The following is a 15,551-nucleotide window of genomic DNA, read 5'->3' as shown; positions in this document are numbered from 1 at the left end:
TAGATGGAGCAGCCACTACTCAGCCCCCAAGAGCTTCTTAACCTCGGCAATGATCAGGTCGATATTGAATGGCTTCGCCAATACTGCATCAAACAGATCCGATCTCTGCATACCGATGTGTGCCTGAGCACCGCTCATCAAGATGATCGGCAATTGATTAGCGGAAGGGAGAGCACGAACGGCTGTGGCGAATTCCAGGCCGTCCATCACCGGCATCATGAAGTCGGTGATGATCAAGGCAGGCCGTTCTCTCTCGAGTACCTCGAGCCCTTTTCGACCGTTGCTGGCCGTCACCACCATGAACCCCTCATCCTCCAGCGCAAAGCTGAGGATGTCAGCGATCAAATACTCGTCGTCGACGACCAGAATGGTGGTCATGTTAATTCAACCCGCACAAAGGTTTAAGATCTTGAACCGGGCGATGACTCAGTGGGGACTGAAGGTTCATGTCTTGAAGCCTTTTTCAGGAAAACATCATGATCACGGATGACGACCTCAAATCGTGAGGGATCGTAAGAGCTGTCTCTTACTTTAAGAATGGAAAGCGTTCTGCTTAGTTCAGAGTAATTCTCAGAGAATCGCATCAGCATCAGGTTGTCGACGATGCTGGACAGGTCAGAGTTTGGTGCACTCACCTCGGAGCCGAACAGATCGCGCATTTCCCAAGAGGCAAATACCGTAACCCCTCTGGATCGCAGCTCGTTCATCAGGGCACTGAAGAAGTCAGTGATCCGCGCCGGATTTGTCGAAACTCGTGTCATACCGCTAAGACTATCGATGAACAGGCGCTTGATGCCCTTCTCCTCGACGATCTTCAGAAGTCGTGCCCCCAGACCATCCAGCAGGCCTTCAGTTGTAGGCTGCCAAGCGATGCAGAGGGCGCCCCTGTCTTCCATGCCTTTGATATCGATACCCAGCGATTGGCCTTTGAGCCGCAATCGTTGCGGGCTTTCGTAGAAACCAAAATGCAGGCCAGGAACTTCCACAGTCGACTCAGCCAGAAATTTGAGGCCAAGGGTAGTTTTACCAATCCCGGAGGGGCCTATTACGAGAGACACACTGGAACTGTGCAGACCTCCGCCTAAAATGTCGTCCAGTGATTCAATACCACTGGGGATACGCGTCATATCCGCGCTGTCGGGAGAGGATGGGTGACTGTAGAGACTTTCTAGTCGCGGGTAAACCACCAAGCCATTTTCGGTAATTTCACACTCGTGAAGACCTGTCATTGCTGGGCTTCCGCGTGTTTTACGAAGCTGAATTCTACGCACTGAACGAGTGCCGTATAGCTCCTCGCCCATCTCAATCACACCATCAACCATGGTGTGCTCAGGACTGCCATCGTCGAGGCGGGAGCTAGTGAGAAATAGCACCGTGCAACCAGCAAAAGCAGCGTGCCCCTGCAGTTCTGAAATGAATTTCTTGGTATCGATATGCGAATCGGCTTTTGAGCGCGCATTGAGCAAGCCATCTACCACCATCACTGTGGCTTTCTGGCGGCTTATCTCTCGCCGAAGCAGTTTCACCACCTCGTCCAGTCCTTCGTTTTCCAGAGTGTCAAACGCGCTGACAAACTGAATTTCGGCGCCTACTTTGGAAGCGTCGAAAAAGCTCAGAGTAGAAAGGAATTGAAAAAGACGGTCGTGTGACTCGGCGAGTAACGTCGCGACCAGAACACGGCCTCCGTTGCTCGCATGATGGAACCCAAGCTGGTTGGCGAGGATCGTTTTTCCAGACCCTGGGCGCCCTTGGATTATGTATGAAGAGCCTGCTACCAATCCGCCCTTGAGCAGAGCGTCGAGCCCTTCAATTCCACTTTCGAGGCGTTTTAGCTTTTCCACAATGCGACCCTGATCCGAAACGAACTGTAATATGCAGTGACTCGAATGCTAACGCCATTTTTTCCTGAGAGCCATTCACACCTTGATAAATACGCGTCTTTTCATTGTCAGGCTGTAAAGAAAAGTGCTGACAGGCAGGACTAAACGCATCTTGCTGTGATCGCTATTCATCCTGGATATCAACTACGGCTGAGCGGTGTTTAGGGCAGCAAGTAACCAACGCCTGTCTTCATTCCAACAATCACCCCAGCACCCTATAAATCTCAGAAACCACCTGCATCGTAGCGTCGTCAACCGCTCCCTCATTACGGCACAGAACCCAACCGTGCTCCTTGACCGCTTGCTCGAACATCTCCGTACACGCCAAATGCTCTGCGTACTTCTGGATCACAGTGCCGCCCAATCCTCGCGATCTTGTCGCAGCCCTTGCCCATGAAATGTCCGGATCGGTGACGACGCCGACATGCAGATCCGGCACGCGCACGTCTCGATCCAGGTTCAACTGGAGAATCTCGGCAAACGGGATGGTTCGGCGAAACGCTGCATCCGACGGATACCAGCGATCGATCAGGATGATGCTGTCCAGCGGCTGCTCCGTCAGCACGTTTCGGGAAATCCAGCGCCGACTATCAGCCAGGCGCTGGCACACAGCCCATTCCAGATCCTGAGAAGGATTTCTGGCAAGTGCGTTGATCAGGGCCATGGTTTCACCCCGAAAAGGATCGCTTTTTCTCTCGCAAAGCCGGATGACTTTCTTGTTGCCAGCCCTCAGTACCTTTGTGACGGACTCCAACAGCGTGGTTTTGCCGGTGCCTTTGGGCCCATCCAGAGCAACAAACAGCGGAATATTCATTGTTCACATAGCGGTGGATTTGCGGTTTTCTGCCTCTGTACGTTCGCTACTACCACTTGGTGCAGCTGCGCGAAAACAGACATGGAGGACCACTGTAACCGTATTTCCGGCATTCAGATGGCTGAACTGTCATTTCCAATGGCATGGCCCTGCCCTCACCCTGCGGCCCCGCTATTTTCCCAAGCGCCCGGCTGTCATCAGCTTCATGTTGCAGACATCGAGTACAGCCAACACCTGCAACTCCTGCAATAATGCCGACCACAGCGGCGCGAAGGCATATCGAGTGCTCGTGCCCACATCTGCTTTTCGGGTTTGGAGGACTTCATGCAGGACATTATTGACGGCTTTCTGCGCTTTCAGCGCGAGGTTTATCCGCAACGCGTCGAGCTGTTCAAGCAGCTCGCGACAGAACAGAATCCGAAGGCGTTGTTCGTCACCTGCTCGGACAGCCGTGTGGTGCCGGAACTCCTTACGCAGCGCGAGCCGGGCGAACTGTTCGTGATTCGTAACGCCGGCAACATTGTGCCGTCTTACGGCCCTGAACCGGGTGGCGTGTCGGCGACCGTCGAGTATGCGGTCGCCGTGCTCGGGGTACAGGACATCGTGATCTGCGGCCACTCGGACTGCGGGGCGATGGGCGCGATTTCACGCTGCACGTGTCTGGATCATCTTCCGGCGGTTGCTAACTGGCTACGTCACTCGGACGCCGCGAAAGCGATTAACGCAGCACATGAGTTCGACACCCCCCGCGCCAAGCTTGATGGTCTGGTGCGGGAAAACGTGATCGCGCAACTGGCGAATCTGCGGACGCATCCATCGGTGGCCCTGGCGCTTGAGCAGGGACGCATGAATCTGCACGGCTGGGTCTACGACATCGAAGCGGGATGCATCGATGCTCTGGATGGCGCGACCCGCAAATTCGTGTCACTGGCTGATTCGCCGACCACCGTTGCGATCGCAGCGCGTAACGGCAAGCAGATGTGATGGCTACATATAAGTGAGGCAGAAGCCGCCTGTGGCGGCTTCTTGTCGACTCGCTGTCTTCATCAGTGACCGGCGCTTTGGCCGCCGTCGACATGCAGAATTTCACCGGTGACGAAGTTGGCGCTGTCCAGGTACAGCACCGCTGCGACGATATCCTGCACCTCGCCCATGTGTCCGAGCGGATGCAGGCTGCCCAGAGCGGCGTGGCTTTCCTCGCCATGCATCGGGGTCTTGATGATCCCGGGCGATACGGCGTTAACGCGGATGCCGCGCTTGGCGTATTCGATCGCCAGGGATTTGGTGGCGGCGTTCATACCACCTTTGGTCAGCGACGCCAGCACCGACGGCACCCCATCGATGGCGTGATCGACCAGCGATGTGGTGATGCTGACCACATGCCCGCCCTCACCTTGTTTCTCCATCTGGGCAATCGCCTGCTGCGACATGTGGAAGAAGCTGCCCATGTTGGTGGCCACAGTATTTACATACTCTTCGCGGGTATAGGCCGTGAACGGTTTGGCGAGGAAGATCCCGGCGTTGTTCACCAACGTGTCAATGCGGCCGAAACGCGCTACGCCTTCGCGGATGATTTTCTCGGCAGTCGCCGGATCGGCAATGTCACCGGCGACGGTCAGGATGTCCGGATCCGCTGACGGTTTGATGGAGCGCGAAGTCGCCACCACTTGATAGCCGAGTTTGCGAAAACCTTCGACGATGCCTGCGCCCAGCCCCTGGGATGCGCCAGTGACCACAACGACTTTTTTTGAATGGCTCATGATAATTCCTCAATAGTTTACGAAAGGGGTTTCACACACAGACGAGCCTGATGGCGTGATTACTTGGGCTCCACCAGCGACTGGCGGTACTCGGTAGTGGTTATTCCTGCGTAGCCCCAGTTATCGGTATCGACTTCCTCGATCACGATGTGCGTCAGGTGCGGATCCTTGTTGAGCACCGTCTGCATGGTTTTGGTGATCTCGGCGATGACCTGGGCTTACTGTTCTTTGGTAACGCCGTCGCGGGTGATACGAACGCTGATGAAAGGCACGGGAGAGTCTCCAGTTCGCGCCTCATCGGCATGAGGAGGCGGCAGTGGAGTGAACTCTAGGAGGTTGCCTTCAATGAATAAATGCGGGTTCGGTTACTTCATTTGTGACGCGGTGTAATGAATCGATCCGCGGTCCTCGCCACTGCATCATCGACATCGGTATGCTTTCGGGCACTTCGCGAAGATCCGGTGTGATTAATATGAAGCGCCATTTTGATGACCTGCAGCTAGGCAGCATCGAGCTGTTTTGCCTCGCCTCGGAAACCGGCAGTTTTACCGCAGCCGCGCAGGTCGCCGGTGTGACGCCTGCGGCAGTAAGCCGATCAATTTTGCGTCTTGAGGAGCGTTTGGGATCACGCCTGTTCGTGAGAACCACGCGCAGCATCCGGATGACTGAACCGGGACGGGTGTTCTACGAACAATGCCGACAAGCCCTGACTCAATTGGTGGAAGCGCAGCAAGAAGTCATGGGAGCTCAATCGAAGCCTTCAGGGCGGCTGCGTATCAGTCTTCCGACCACCTATGGGCATCATCGGATCTTGCCGCTTCTGCCGAAGTTTCGAGCGCTATATCCAGACGTCAGCGTGGATATCCACTTGGGTAACCGAAATATCGATTTTGTGGCGGAGGGCTATGATCTGGCGATTCGGGTCCGTGCTCAACCGGACTCGACCCTGATTGCGCGCTTGCTCGAAGACGCACAATTGGTCGTGGTCGCAACACCTGAATACCTGAGCAAGGCCGGCACACCAACGACACTGGATGACCTCGTCGCTCACGAGTGCATTCAATTTGAACTGCCGAGCAGCGGTCGACGCATCTCATGGCTGTTCGACGTCGAGGGCAAACATCGGGAGATCTTCACTGAGGGCAGCTATTGCTGCTCGGATGATGTGCTGGGTGGCGTTACCTTGGCCAAACACAGTGCGGGTCTGTTCCAGACTTACAAATTCATTGTCGAGCGCGAACTGGCCGATGGCAGCCTCGTCGAGGTACTCCAGCCCTACAATGGACGCTCCAGGCCCTACACCCTGCTCTACCCCCATGGCCGCTATGTCCCTCAGCGCGTCCGGGCATTCGTCGACTTTCTGCTGCAGTATCGAGCCGACTGGGCCGCGAACTGACCCTCCAGAGCATCATCAAATATCAGTGAGAGCAACGCTGCATTCCCGCGCATTCGGCGGTCTGTCGTTGAATCCATAACGTCCATGAAAGGCCGGTTAAAAAAAAGAGCCCCTAAGGGCCCTTTCCTTTAATTCAATTTTCCTGTCTTTCAACGTCTGGTGAAAAACCCGGTCACTCACTCAGCGACGAAAAATTCGGTTTATCAGGATCAATGCCGCAGCACCAATCGCGATTGCAGCTATCGGTTTTTCTTTGACGAAGGTCGACACGTTATCCAGTGCATCGCCGTAGGATTTAGTCAGTTGTCCAGCTGCTTGATGTCCGGCACCTTCAGCTTCCATCTTCGAATCACCCATCAGTTTCCCGACCGCGCTCTGCGCCTTGCCAGCCAACTTTTCCGCTACGCCTTCTACCTGTTCACTCTTCATGATTCATAAACCTTCGTGTAAGTGGGAAGCTCTGAGTCTCGACAGAAAAGTTGACTGGTGGCTGTGAGTTGGAGTTCCACTTTTTATGGCTGCCGCTCGTCAGTGGTGCTCAAAAAATGGAAAGGTCTTTTCCTCGAATGCCCATTGACGCTTCCTTGGCGAGTGGGGAGAAAGGGTTGTGGGTGTCCTCAGCTTTGCAAAAGCTGTTTGGTCATCACCATCGACGTCTGCAACGACTGCCCCGTGCGCTGCAGCTTGTTCAACAAACTGGCACCCAACCAGAGTTGGTACAGGGTTTCTGCCAGTTGCCGAGCGTCGGTCTGCGGCAAACTGTTATCCAACTGCCCTTCTTCCAGGCACGTCGTGATGCGCGCAACGATGCGCTCGGCGCCGTCGCGCAAGGTCAGGCGCATCGACTCGGACAGGTCGGCGACTTCCGCGCTCAACTTGACCACCAGGCATTCATCGCCATGACCTTCCAGGGTGCAGCGGTTCTGCCAGCCCTGCCAGTAATCCATCAGCCGCTCATAGGCACTGAGGCCGGGCAGGGTCAGGCGTCGCTCCATGTCCGCGAGATAGCCGACAAAATAGTCCTCAAGCAGCGCCTGGCCGTAGAGTTCCTTGGATTTGAAGTAGTGATAGAACGAGCCCTTGGGCACACCGGCGGTCTGCAGGATCTCGCTCAGGCCAACGCTGGTGAAGCCCTTTTCGGCCATCATGCGGTGGCCGGTGTCGAGCAGATGTTGGCGGGTATCGTCGTAGGTCGGTTTCATGGGGCGCAAAATACCAAACATTAGACCAGTCGTATATTTCTGATGAGCAGGAGTTTGCCACAGTGATGGCTTGGAAACACGGGCGTAAAAATTTACTAGACGACCGGTCTAATATGAATCTATTCTGTGCCCGTCACTCCTTCCGAGGTGTCGCAGACGAACCCGTCGAGGACACCAGACCAATACAGGGCGCTCTATGAAAATCTTGATGGTTCTGACTTCCCACGATCAGCTTGGCAACACCGGCAAGAAAACCGGCTTCTGGCTCGAAGAGTTCGCGGCCCCCTACTACGCCTTCAAGGATGCCGGCGCGCAGATCACTCTGGTATCGCCGGCCGGCGGCCAGCCACCGCTCGATCCGAAAAGCGATGAGCCCGATGCACAAACCGCTGAAACCGACCGCTTCCGCAAGGACCCTGCCGCTCAGCAGGCACTGGCCAATACCGGGCGCCTGGCGGATGTCCGCGCTGAGGATTTCGATGCCGTGTTCTACCCGGGTGGTCATGGCCCGCTGTGGGATCTGGCCGAAGACCAACACTCGATCGCATTGATCGAAGCCTTCGACCGCAGCAACAAACCTCACGGTTTCGTCTGCCATGCGCCGGGCGTTCTGCATCACGTGGTGGCTGCCGATGGCAAACCGTTGATTCAAGGCCGGGACGTCACCGGTTTCACTAATGCTGAAGAAGCCGCCGTGGGCCTGACCGATGTCGTGCCGTTCCTGATCGAGGACGAATTCCAGCGTCTCGGCGGGCGTTACTCCAAAGTGGCTGACTGGCAGGTTCACGTGGTGACCGATGGCCAACTGGTGACGGGTCAAAACCCGGCCAGCTCGGCAGCCGTCGCCGAAAAACTGCTGAAGCTGTTGGCCTGAGCCCTCCACCGCTCCAGACACCGTGCGCATCCCGCACGGTGTTTTTTTACCGCATTGCTAGTCGACTGGTCTAATAAGGCCAAAACAGGAATCACATGAAAAACAGCCCTTACTTCACCCCCGTCAAACTGGGCCTGCACACCCTGAAGAACCGCATCGTCCTGCCGCCCCTCACCCGCCAGCGCAGCACACAACCGGGCAATGTTGCCAACGCATTGATGGCCGAGTATTACCAGCAACGCGCCGGCGCCGGTCTGCTGGTCACCGAAGGCACGCAGATCGAGCCTCGCGGTCAGGGCTACGCCTGGACTCCCGGCATTCACACCCCTGAACAAATTGCCGGATGGCGCACAGTCACCGAAGCGGTTCATGCACAGGACGGCGTGATTTTCGCGCAGCTCTGGCACGTCGGACGTGTGTCCCACACCGCGCTGCAACCCGGTGGCGCAGCACCGGTTTCAGCGTCTGCCATCGCCACCGAACGGGTCAGCGTGTTCATCGAAACTGCGCCGGGCGCCGGCGAGCTGGTCACGCCATCCGCGCCGCGAGCACTGAGCACCGATGAAGTCCAGGAACTGGTTCAGCTCTATATACAGGCGGCGCGCAATGCGATGGACGGCGGTTTCGACGGGATCGAACTGCACTGCGCCAACGGCTATCTGGTGAACCAGTTCATTTCGGCCCACAGCAACGTGCGCACCGATCAGTACGGTGGCTCGCTGCACAACCGCCTGCGCTTTCTGCGCGAAGTGGTGTCGGGTGTCGCCGAGTGCATCGGCAAGGAGAAAGTCGGCGTGCGTTTCGCGCCGCTGTTCACCACCACCGATGAGGCGCGCACCTATCTGGGCATGGTCGAAGAGGATCCGCATACCACTTACATCGAAGCGATCAAGGTGCTTGAGGATGTGGGCATTGCCTACCTGTCCATCGCTGAAGCGGACTGGGACGACGCGCCTGCGATGCCGCAAACCTTCCGCCGTGCGGTGCGCGATACCTTCAGTGGCGCGATCATCTACGCCGGACGCTACAACGCTGAATCCGGTGCGCAATTAATTGAATCGGGACTGGCGGATCTGGTGGCTTTCGGCCGTCCGTTCATGGCTAACCCGGACCTGCCGGCGCGCATCGCCAATGACTGGCCGCTCAATCCGCTGAACCCCGCCACGGTTTACGGCGGCAATGCCGAAGGCTATGTGGATTACCCGACCTACAGCGAATAATTCCGCGAATTCGCACAGCGCTCCCACTCACCGGGAGCGCTTCCTCTTCTCCCCCGCTACACCCGCAACCTCGCGCGCTGCGCTGCGAGGTTTTCGCATCTGCACAAAAAAGATTGCCGATTGATTGTCAGGTTTATTTTTTCAGCCTATCTTGAATAAAACCTATACAAAGCACTTATCTGCGTACAACTCTTCCGCTATGGATTGGCCCTCACGCACAGCACTGCCGCGAGCACCCTGAATGAACCCACTACTAGCCAGCCATTACCGCGAAATCCTCGTCGGTGTCGGTGAAAATCCCGAACGCGAAGGTCTGCTCGACACGCCCAAACGTGCGGCCAAAGCAATGCAGTATCTGTGCAACGGCTACTCGATGAGCCTGGAAGACGTGACCAACGGTGCCCTGTTCGAATCGCAAAGCGATGAGATGGTCATCGTCAGTGACATCGAGCTCTATTCCTTGTGTGAGCACCACATGCTGCCTTTCATCGGCAAGGCGCACGTGGCGTACATCCCCACCGGCAGAGTGCTGGGACTGTCGAAAGTGGCGCGCGTGGTGGACATGTTCGCCCGGCGCCTGCAGATCCAGGAAAACCTCACCCGGCAAATCGCCGAGGCGATTCAGCAGATCACCGATGCCGCCGGCGTGGCCGTGGTCATTGAAGCCCGGCACATGTGCATGATGATGCGCGGCGTCGAAAAGCAGAATTCGATCATGACGTCCTCGGTAATGCTCGGTGCTTTTCGCGACAGCTCCACGACGCGTCAGGAGTTTCTGCAACTGATCGGGCGGCGAAGTTGATTTCCGATCTTCGACAGGCGCGATAAACCTGTACACAGCAACCCCACTGTACAAGCACGATATTCCTAATCTCACCCCCCATACCTGTGCACTCAGGGAGAACGGCAATGGCCCGACTTGTGCTCTTACTGGCTCTGGTACTCGGCGTTGCGAGCTGCGGCAGCGTGGATGTCAGCCACTATGCCGATCAGCAACCGGCGCTGGATCTGCAACGCTTTTTCAGCAAACCCGTGAAAGCCTGGGGAATGTTTCAAAAGCGCTCCGGGGAAGTGGTCAAGCGCTTTGAGGTCAACATCGTCAGCCATCGTGAAGGCGACAACCTGATTCTCGATGAGCACTTCCTGTACAGCGACGGCACGCGCCAACGCCGCGTCTGGACCCTGACGCCCGAGGGCCAGGGGCGCTGGAGCGGGCGTGCGGGTGATGTGGTGGGTGTCGCCACAGGTCAGGTCGCTGGCAATGCGCTGCACTGGCGTTATCGCCTGAATCTGCCGGTCGACGGCACGACCTATGAAATGAGCATGGACGACTGGATGTACCAGATGGACGAGGACACGCTGATCAATCGCACCAGCATGTCCAAGCTCGGGGTTGAAGTTGGCCAGGTGACCTTGTTCTTCCGTCGCCAGGGCGCGAGAGAAAACCAATGAACAGCCCCTTCAGCATGGCTTCCCTGGGCGATGGTTATCGCGCACTGGTGATTGGTGCCAGTGGTGCTATCGGTAGCGCGTTTTGCCAGCAGCTCAGTCAGGATCCGCGCTGTGCCGGGGTTCGTGAGCTGGGGCGTCGTACCGTTCCGGCGCTGGATCTGGAGCAACCGGAAACCATCGCCAACGCCTCCGCCGAATTGGCCGCAGAAGCGCCCTATCAGTTGATCGTGCACGCTGCGGGTCTGCTGCATCGTGAGCGGATCAAGCCAGAAAAGAGCTACAGCGCGATCGAGGCGGATGCGCTGCAAGCCGTGTTTCAAGTCAACACGCTGGGACCGGCAATGGTGTTGCGGCATTTTCTGCCGCTGCTCGATCCCCAAGGGGCGATGGCGATGCTCTCGGCCAAGGTCGGAAGCATTGGCGACAACCGTTTGGGCGGCTGGTACGCCTACCGCGCCTCCAAGGCGGCGCTGAACATGCTGATCAAGACCGCGGCGATCGAACTGGCGCGCACCCGCCCGCACAGCCGCTTGCTGAGTTTGCACCCGGGCACGGTCGTGTCGGGGTTGTCGCAACCTTTTCGCGGGGCTTCCAGCGCCCGCCCGGCAGACGTTGCCGCTGACCAGTTACTCAACCTGATTGACCAATTGACCCCGGCCGACAGCGGCCAGTTCTTTGCCTACGATGGACAACGCCTGCCTTGGTAGGCAAGGAGTGAAGCATGAATCTGCAAACCCTGACCGAACGTGCGGCCAACAGCGAAATTCGTGAGCTGGAGTTGCTGTCGCTTGAAGGTGGTTTTTATCTGGCCCGCATCCGCCTGGATCACGGCCAGTTCACCTTGCTCGACGATGCAGCCAAACCGATGCATCTGCGTTCAATCACCCATCTGCGTGACCTGCTGCAGACCGTGCCGGCATTCCCCTGCGTGCTGGTGCAGCAATGCGTGCACGATGAAATGTGCGGGCGTGATACCGGGCCCGTCGAAGAGCTGCGGATTCCGTTTTCGTTGGCCACACCGCTATGAAACGGATGCTGTGAATGAACCAGAAACGTCGGTTGTGCCTGGTGCTGGGCGATCAGTTGTCCTTCGATCTGGCTTCATTGCAGACGCTCGATAGCGAGCGCGACACTGTGCTGCTGGTCGAGGTCATGGAAGAAGCCAGCCATGTGCCGCACCATCCGCAAAAGATTGCCCTGATCTTCAGCGCCATGCGCCATTTCGCCGAGGCACTGCGAGACCAAGGAGTCAGCGTCGAATACGTGACCCTGGATGATCCGCACAACAGCGGCTCGGTACCGGGGGAGTTACGCCGCTGGCAACAGCGGTTGCACGCCGAGGAAGTGCACGTCACCGAATGCGGGGACTGGCGCCTGGAGCAATCGATCAGGGACTGTGGCTTGCCCATCCATTGGCACGCCGATATGCGTTTTCTTTGCAGTCGTGATGAGTTCGCCGCCTGGGCCGCCGGCAAAAAGCAGTTGCGCATGGAGTTCTTCTATCGCGAGATGCGCCGCAAGAGTCGCTTGCTGCTCAATGGCGACGGCACGCCGGTGGGCGGCGCGTGGAATTTCGATGCCGAGAATCGCAAGGCCCTGCCCAAAGGCGTGAAAGCCCCCTACCCGATCCGTTTCAGTAATGACGCGATCACCGGTGAAGTGCTGGATCTGGTGAAGGCGCGCTTCAGTCAGCATTACGGTGCACTCGACGACTTCAACTACCCAGTCACCCACGCCGACGCGCAAGCGCTATGGGAATATTTTCTGGATTATGGCCTGGCAGGATTCGGCGACTATCAGGACGCCATGGCCAGTGACGAACCGTTTCTGTTTCATGCGCGCATCAGCGCTGCGCTTAATATAGGCCTGCTGGATTTGCGGCAGTTGTGCAGCGACGTCGAGTCGGCTTATTGGGCCGGCAGGATTGCGCTGAATGCCGCCGAAGGCTTCATTCGGCAACTGATCGGCTGGCGGGAATATGTGCGCGGCGTGTACTGGCTGAAAATGCCGGACTACGCACTGGGCAATGTATTCGGCAACGACCGGCCACTGCCCGAGTTCTACTGGACCGGCGCTACGCAGATGAACTGCATGCGCCAGGCCATCGGCCAAAGTCTGCAGCACGCCTACGCGCACCACATTCAGCGGCTGATGGTCACCGGCAATTTTGCCCTGCTCGCCGGCATCGCGCCGAGCCAGATCTGCGAGTGGTATCTGGCGATCTACATGGATGCCTTTGACTGGGTCGAGCTGCCCAACACGCTGGGCATGGTCATGCATGCCGATGGCGGCTATCTCGGTTCCAAACCTTATTGCGCCAGTGGCCAATACATCAATCGCATGTCCGACTACTGCCGAGGTTGTGCCTACAAGGTCAGCGAAAGTACGGCGGACAATGCCTGCCCGTTCAATTCGCTGTACTGGCATTTCCTGATGCGCCACGGTGAGCAACTGCGCGGCAATCAGCGCATGGCGATGATGTACAAGAACCTCGACCGCATGCCGCAAGCCAAACAGGAGGCGCTGTGGCAACGCGGGCAGAACCTGTTGGCGCGTCTGGATAACGGCGAATCGATCTGAAATGAACGCTCGCTTGCGCGGGTGGTGAAACTTAAGTACAGCGCGCCCGGTCAACGGATGATTGGCGGTCGAATCCCTTGCGAGCGCAACTTTCACTGCTCGTGTGTGCCTACGCGCTGTATGAAGCCAGACCCTGAAAATTCAATAAGCAGGTCACATGGATACCCTTGAACACCTTAGCCGCGAAGCGCTTGAGTCAGAGGTAAGGCGATTGCGCGCGGCGCTTCAGTGCCCTCAGGTCGACACACAGGTCGTTGACCTCGATCGCGACATGGCGGCGCAACTGCAAGCCAGTCGGGATGCGCTCGCACGCAGCGAGGCTCGCTTCATCACCATTCTGGAAACCATCGAGTCGGCGTTCGCCATCGTCAAGGTCAAATTCGACGCCGAGGATAAGCCCGTCGACTATTACTTCGTCGAAGCCAACCCGGCGTTCGAACACCAGTGCGGGGTCAACCTGCGCGGCAAATGGGTGACCGAGTTCGCGCCCAATCTGGAAAAATTCTGGTTCGAAACCTATGGCCACGTGGCCAAGACCGGAGAGCCGGCGAACTTCGAGAGCTACGCTAACACCTTCGAACGCTGGTTCGACGTACGCGCGGTGCGTGTCGGCGATCCGGCTGACCGGCAGATCGCCATTCTGTTCAACGACGTCACCGAGCGGCGCGACGCCGAGGAGCGCTTGCGAGCCAGCGAGGCCATTGCGCGGGAGAACGTCGAGCGCGTGCAACTGGCGCTCGCCGCCGGTGCGATCATCGGCACCTGGCACTGGGACCTGCTCACTGACCGTTTTGCCGTGGACGAAGCGTTCGCCCGGGTGTTTGACCTCGACCCGGCGCTGGGCCGCGAAGGGCTCAGCCTCGAACAAGTCATGGTGACCGTGCATCCCGAAGACCAGGATGGACTGACCACCGCGATCAACGAAGCCATCGGCCGCGGTGGTGCCTACTCCCACCAGTACCGTGTGCGCCGCGCTGACGGCAAATATCAGTGGATCGAGGCCAACGGCCGTGTTGAATGTGCCGATGATGGAACGCCGCTGCGCTTTCCCGGCGTGCTGATCGATGTCGAGGAACGGCGCAATGTCGAAGCGGAGCGCGACCGCGCCATCGCCGCGTTGCGCGCGCTCAACGATACGCTGGAGCAGCGCGTGTCATCGCGCACCGCAGAGTTGATGCAGGCCGAAGAGAAACTGCGTCAGTCGCAGAAAATGGAAGCCGTCGGCCAACTGACCGGAGGCCTGGCGCATGACTTCAACAATTTGCTGGCCGGCATTTCCGGCGCGCTGGAGTTGATGGGCGCGCGCATAAGTCAGGGCCGGCTGAACGAGGTCGACAAATACATGGTGACCGCCCAGGGCGCGGTCAAGCGAGCCGCCGCCCTGACCCACCGTCTGCTGGCGTTTTCCAGACGCCAGACCCTCGATCCACGACCAACCGATGTCAACACGCTGATGACCGGCATGACCGAACTGATCCAGCGTACGGTAGGCCCCAGCATCGTCCTGGAAACCCTCGGCGCGCCGGGACTCTGGCCAACGCTGGTGGATGCCAGTCAGTTGGAGAACGCCCTGCTCAACCTGTGCATCAACGCGCGCGACGCGATGCCGGACGGCGGGCGCATCACCATCGAGACGGCCAACCGTGCGCTGGACTGCGAGACGGCGCGCACGCTGGACATGCCCGAGGGCGAATACCTGTGCCTGTGCGTGACTGATACCGGCACTGGCATGACTGCCGATGTGATCGCCAAGGCCTTCGATCCGTTCTTCACCACCAAACCGCTGGGCCAGGGCACCGGGTTGGGGCTGTCGATGATCTACGGTTTCGCCAAGCAGTCCGGTGGCCAGGTGCGCGTGCATTCGCAGGTCGGTCAGGGCACCGAGATGTGCATTTATCTGCCGCGCTACCATGGCGAGCCCGTGCCGAATCAGGATCACAAGGACAACACGCCGGCAGCCTTGCCCAAGTCTGGCGAGACGATTCTGGTGGTGGACGACGAGCCTACGGTGCGTTCGCTGCTGACTGACGTGCTCGGCGATCTCGGCTACACCTTGATAGAGGCCGCTGACAGCGTGGTCGGGCTGAAGATGTTGCGCTCGGACATTCACATCGACTTGCTGATCACCGACGTCGGCTTGCCGGGCGGCATGAACGGTCGGCAACTGGCCGACGCCGGCCGGGAAATCCGCCAGAATCTGAAGACCCTGTTCATTACCGGGTACGCGGAAAACGCGGTGATTGGCGCCGGTCAATTGGGCCCGGACATGCAGGTGCTGACCAAGCCGTTTGCCGTCGACACGCTGGTGGCGCGGGTTAGCGACCTGATGGCGGTGAAATCCGAATAAACCACCGTCATGGTGATATGAATTCA

16 protein-coding genes and 1 pseudogene are annotated in these 15,551 nt (G+C 58.1%); 10 read left to right on the top strand and 7 right to left on the bottom strand.

What is annotated here, in order from left to right; all coding sequences use genetic code 11:
• Window positions 1-15: 15 nt before the first annotated feature.
• From ACS4NR_RS07800 to ACS4NR_RS07790, 3 genes are all read right to left on the bottom strand, one after another.
• Complete coding sequence (locus ACS4NR_RS07800; RefSeq protein ID WP_456019606.1) at window positions 16-378, bottom strand: response regulator; 363 nt, start codon at window positions 376-378, stop codon at window positions 16-18.
• Window positions 379-401: 23 nt separating this feature from the next.
• Window positions 402-1,844: an ATPase domain-containing protein gene (locus ACS4NR_RS07795; RefSeq protein ID WP_456020373.1), complete on the bottom strand. Its 1,443-nt coding sequence runs from the start codon at window positions 1,842-1,844 to the stop codon at window positions 402-404.
• Window positions 1,845-2,082: 238 nt separating this feature from the next.
• The gene (locus ACS4NR_RS07790) at window positions 2,083-2,694 is read right to left on the bottom strand and encodes a dTMP kinase (protein ID WP_456019605.1); all 612 of its coding nucleotides are present in this window, start codon (window positions 2,692-2,694) and stop codon (window positions 2,083-2,085) included.
• 324 nt (window positions 2,695-3,018) lie between these two features.
• On the opposite strand from ACS4NR_RS07790, the gene ACS4NR_RS07785 reads away from it, so the two are divergent.
• Complete coding sequence (locus tag ACS4NR_RS07785; protein WP_095135815.1) at window positions 3,019-3,678, top strand: carbonic anhydrase; 660 nt, start codon at window positions 3,019-3,021, stop codon at window positions 3,676-3,678.
• Window positions 3,679-3,740: 62 nt separating this feature from the next.
• On the opposite strand, the gene ACS4NR_RS07780 is transcribed toward ACS4NR_RS07785, so the two are convergent.
• Window positions 3,741-4,454: an SDR family NAD(P)-dependent oxidoreductase gene (locus ACS4NR_RS07780; protein ID WP_456019604.1), complete on the bottom strand. Its 714-nt coding sequence runs from the start codon at window positions 4,452-4,454 to the stop codon at window positions 3,741-3,743.
• 59 nt (window positions 4,455-4,513) lie between these two features.
• Window positions 4,514-4,726, bottom strand: a pseudogene (locus tag ACS4NR_RS07775) (tautomerase family protein).
• Between the two features lie 200 nt (window positions 4,727-4,926).
• On the opposite strand from ACS4NR_RS07775, the gene ACS4NR_RS07770 reads away from it, so the two are divergent.
• Entirely contained in the window at window positions 4,927-5,850 is a 924-nt protein-coding gene (locus tag ACS4NR_RS07770; RefSeq protein WP_456019603.1) for a LysR substrate-binding domain-containing protein, read from the top strand.
• A gap of 180 nt (window positions 5,851-6,030) precedes the next feature.
• On the opposite strand, the gene ACS4NR_RS07765 is transcribed toward ACS4NR_RS07770, so the two are convergent.
• A complete protein-coding gene (locus ACS4NR_RS07765; RefSeq protein ID WP_098964018.1) occupies window positions 6,031-6,279 on the bottom strand; it encodes a CsbD family protein in 249 nt (82 codons plus the stop codon).
• A 188-nt stretch (window positions 6,280-6,467) separates the two neighbouring features.
• Window positions 6,468-7,052: a TetR/AcrR family transcriptional regulator gene (locus ACS4NR_RS07760; protein WP_456019602.1), complete on the bottom strand. Its 585-nt coding sequence runs from the start codon at window positions 7,050-7,052 to the stop codon at window positions 6,468-6,470.
• A gap of 196 nt (window positions 7,053-7,248) precedes the next feature.
• Here ACS4NR_RS07760 and ACS4NR_RS07755 point away from each other — a divergent pair, with 196 nt between their 5' ends.
• From ACS4NR_RS07755 to ACS4NR_RS07720, 8 genes are all read left to right on the top strand, one after another.
• Window positions 7,249-7,926 (top strand): type 1 glutamine amidotransferase domain-containing protein, encoded by a 678-nt coding sequence (locus ACS4NR_RS07755; protein WP_456019601.1) that lies wholly within the window; start codon window positions 7,249-7,251, stop codon window positions 7,924-7,926.
• A gap of 95 nt (window positions 7,927-8,021) precedes the next feature.
• Entirely contained in the window at window positions 8,022-9,146 is a 1,125-nt protein-coding gene (locus ACS4NR_RS07750) for an alkene reductase (RefSeq protein ID WP_456019600.1), read from the top strand.
• Between the two features lie 241 nt (window positions 9,147-9,387).
• Entirely contained in the window at window positions 9,388-9,948 is a 561-nt protein-coding gene (gene folE / locus ACS4NR_RS07745; protein WP_027611787.1) for a GTP cyclohydrolase I FolE, read from the top strand.
• Window positions 9,949-10,055: 107 nt separating this feature from the next.
• Complete coding sequence (locus tag ACS4NR_RS07740; RefSeq protein WP_456019599.1) at window positions 10,056-10,598, top strand: DUF3833 domain-containing protein; 543 nt, start codon at window positions 10,056-10,058, stop codon at window positions 10,596-10,598.
• Window positions 10,595-11,305: an SDR family NAD(P)-dependent oxidoreductase gene (locus ACS4NR_RS07735; protein WP_456019598.1), complete on the top strand. Its 711-nt coding sequence runs from the start codon at window positions 10,595-10,597 to the stop codon at window positions 11,303-11,305. The genes ACS4NR_RS07740 and ACS4NR_RS07735 overlap by 4 nt, the downstream gene beginning before the upstream one ends.
• 14 nt (window positions 11,306-11,319) lie before the next feature.
• The gene (locus ACS4NR_RS07730) at window positions 11,320-11,625 is read left to right on the top strand and encodes a DUF6482 family protein (protein ID WP_095135795.1); all 306 of its coding nucleotides are present in this window, start codon (window positions 11,320-11,322) and stop codon (window positions 11,623-11,625) included.
• A gap of 14 nt (window positions 11,626-11,639) precedes the next feature.
• A complete protein-coding gene (locus ACS4NR_RS07725) occupies window positions 11,640-13,178 on the top strand; it encodes a cryptochrome/photolyase family protein (RefSeq protein WP_456019597.1) in 1,539 nt (512 codons plus the stop codon).
• Between the two features lie 157 nt (window positions 13,179-13,335).
• On the top strand, window positions 13,336-15,525 hold the full coding sequence (locus tag ACS4NR_RS07720) for an ATP-binding protein (RefSeq protein ID WP_456019596.1): 2,190 nt from the start codon (window positions 13,336-13,338) through the stop codon (window positions 15,523-15,525).
• Window positions 15,526-15,551 lie beyond the last annotated feature (26 nt).

This window comes from Pseudomonas sp. JQ36, from assembly GCF_053851495.1.
The sequence above is the reverse complement of the archived record's forward strand: the minus strand, read 5'-3'. Positions and strand labels throughout refer to the sequence as shown.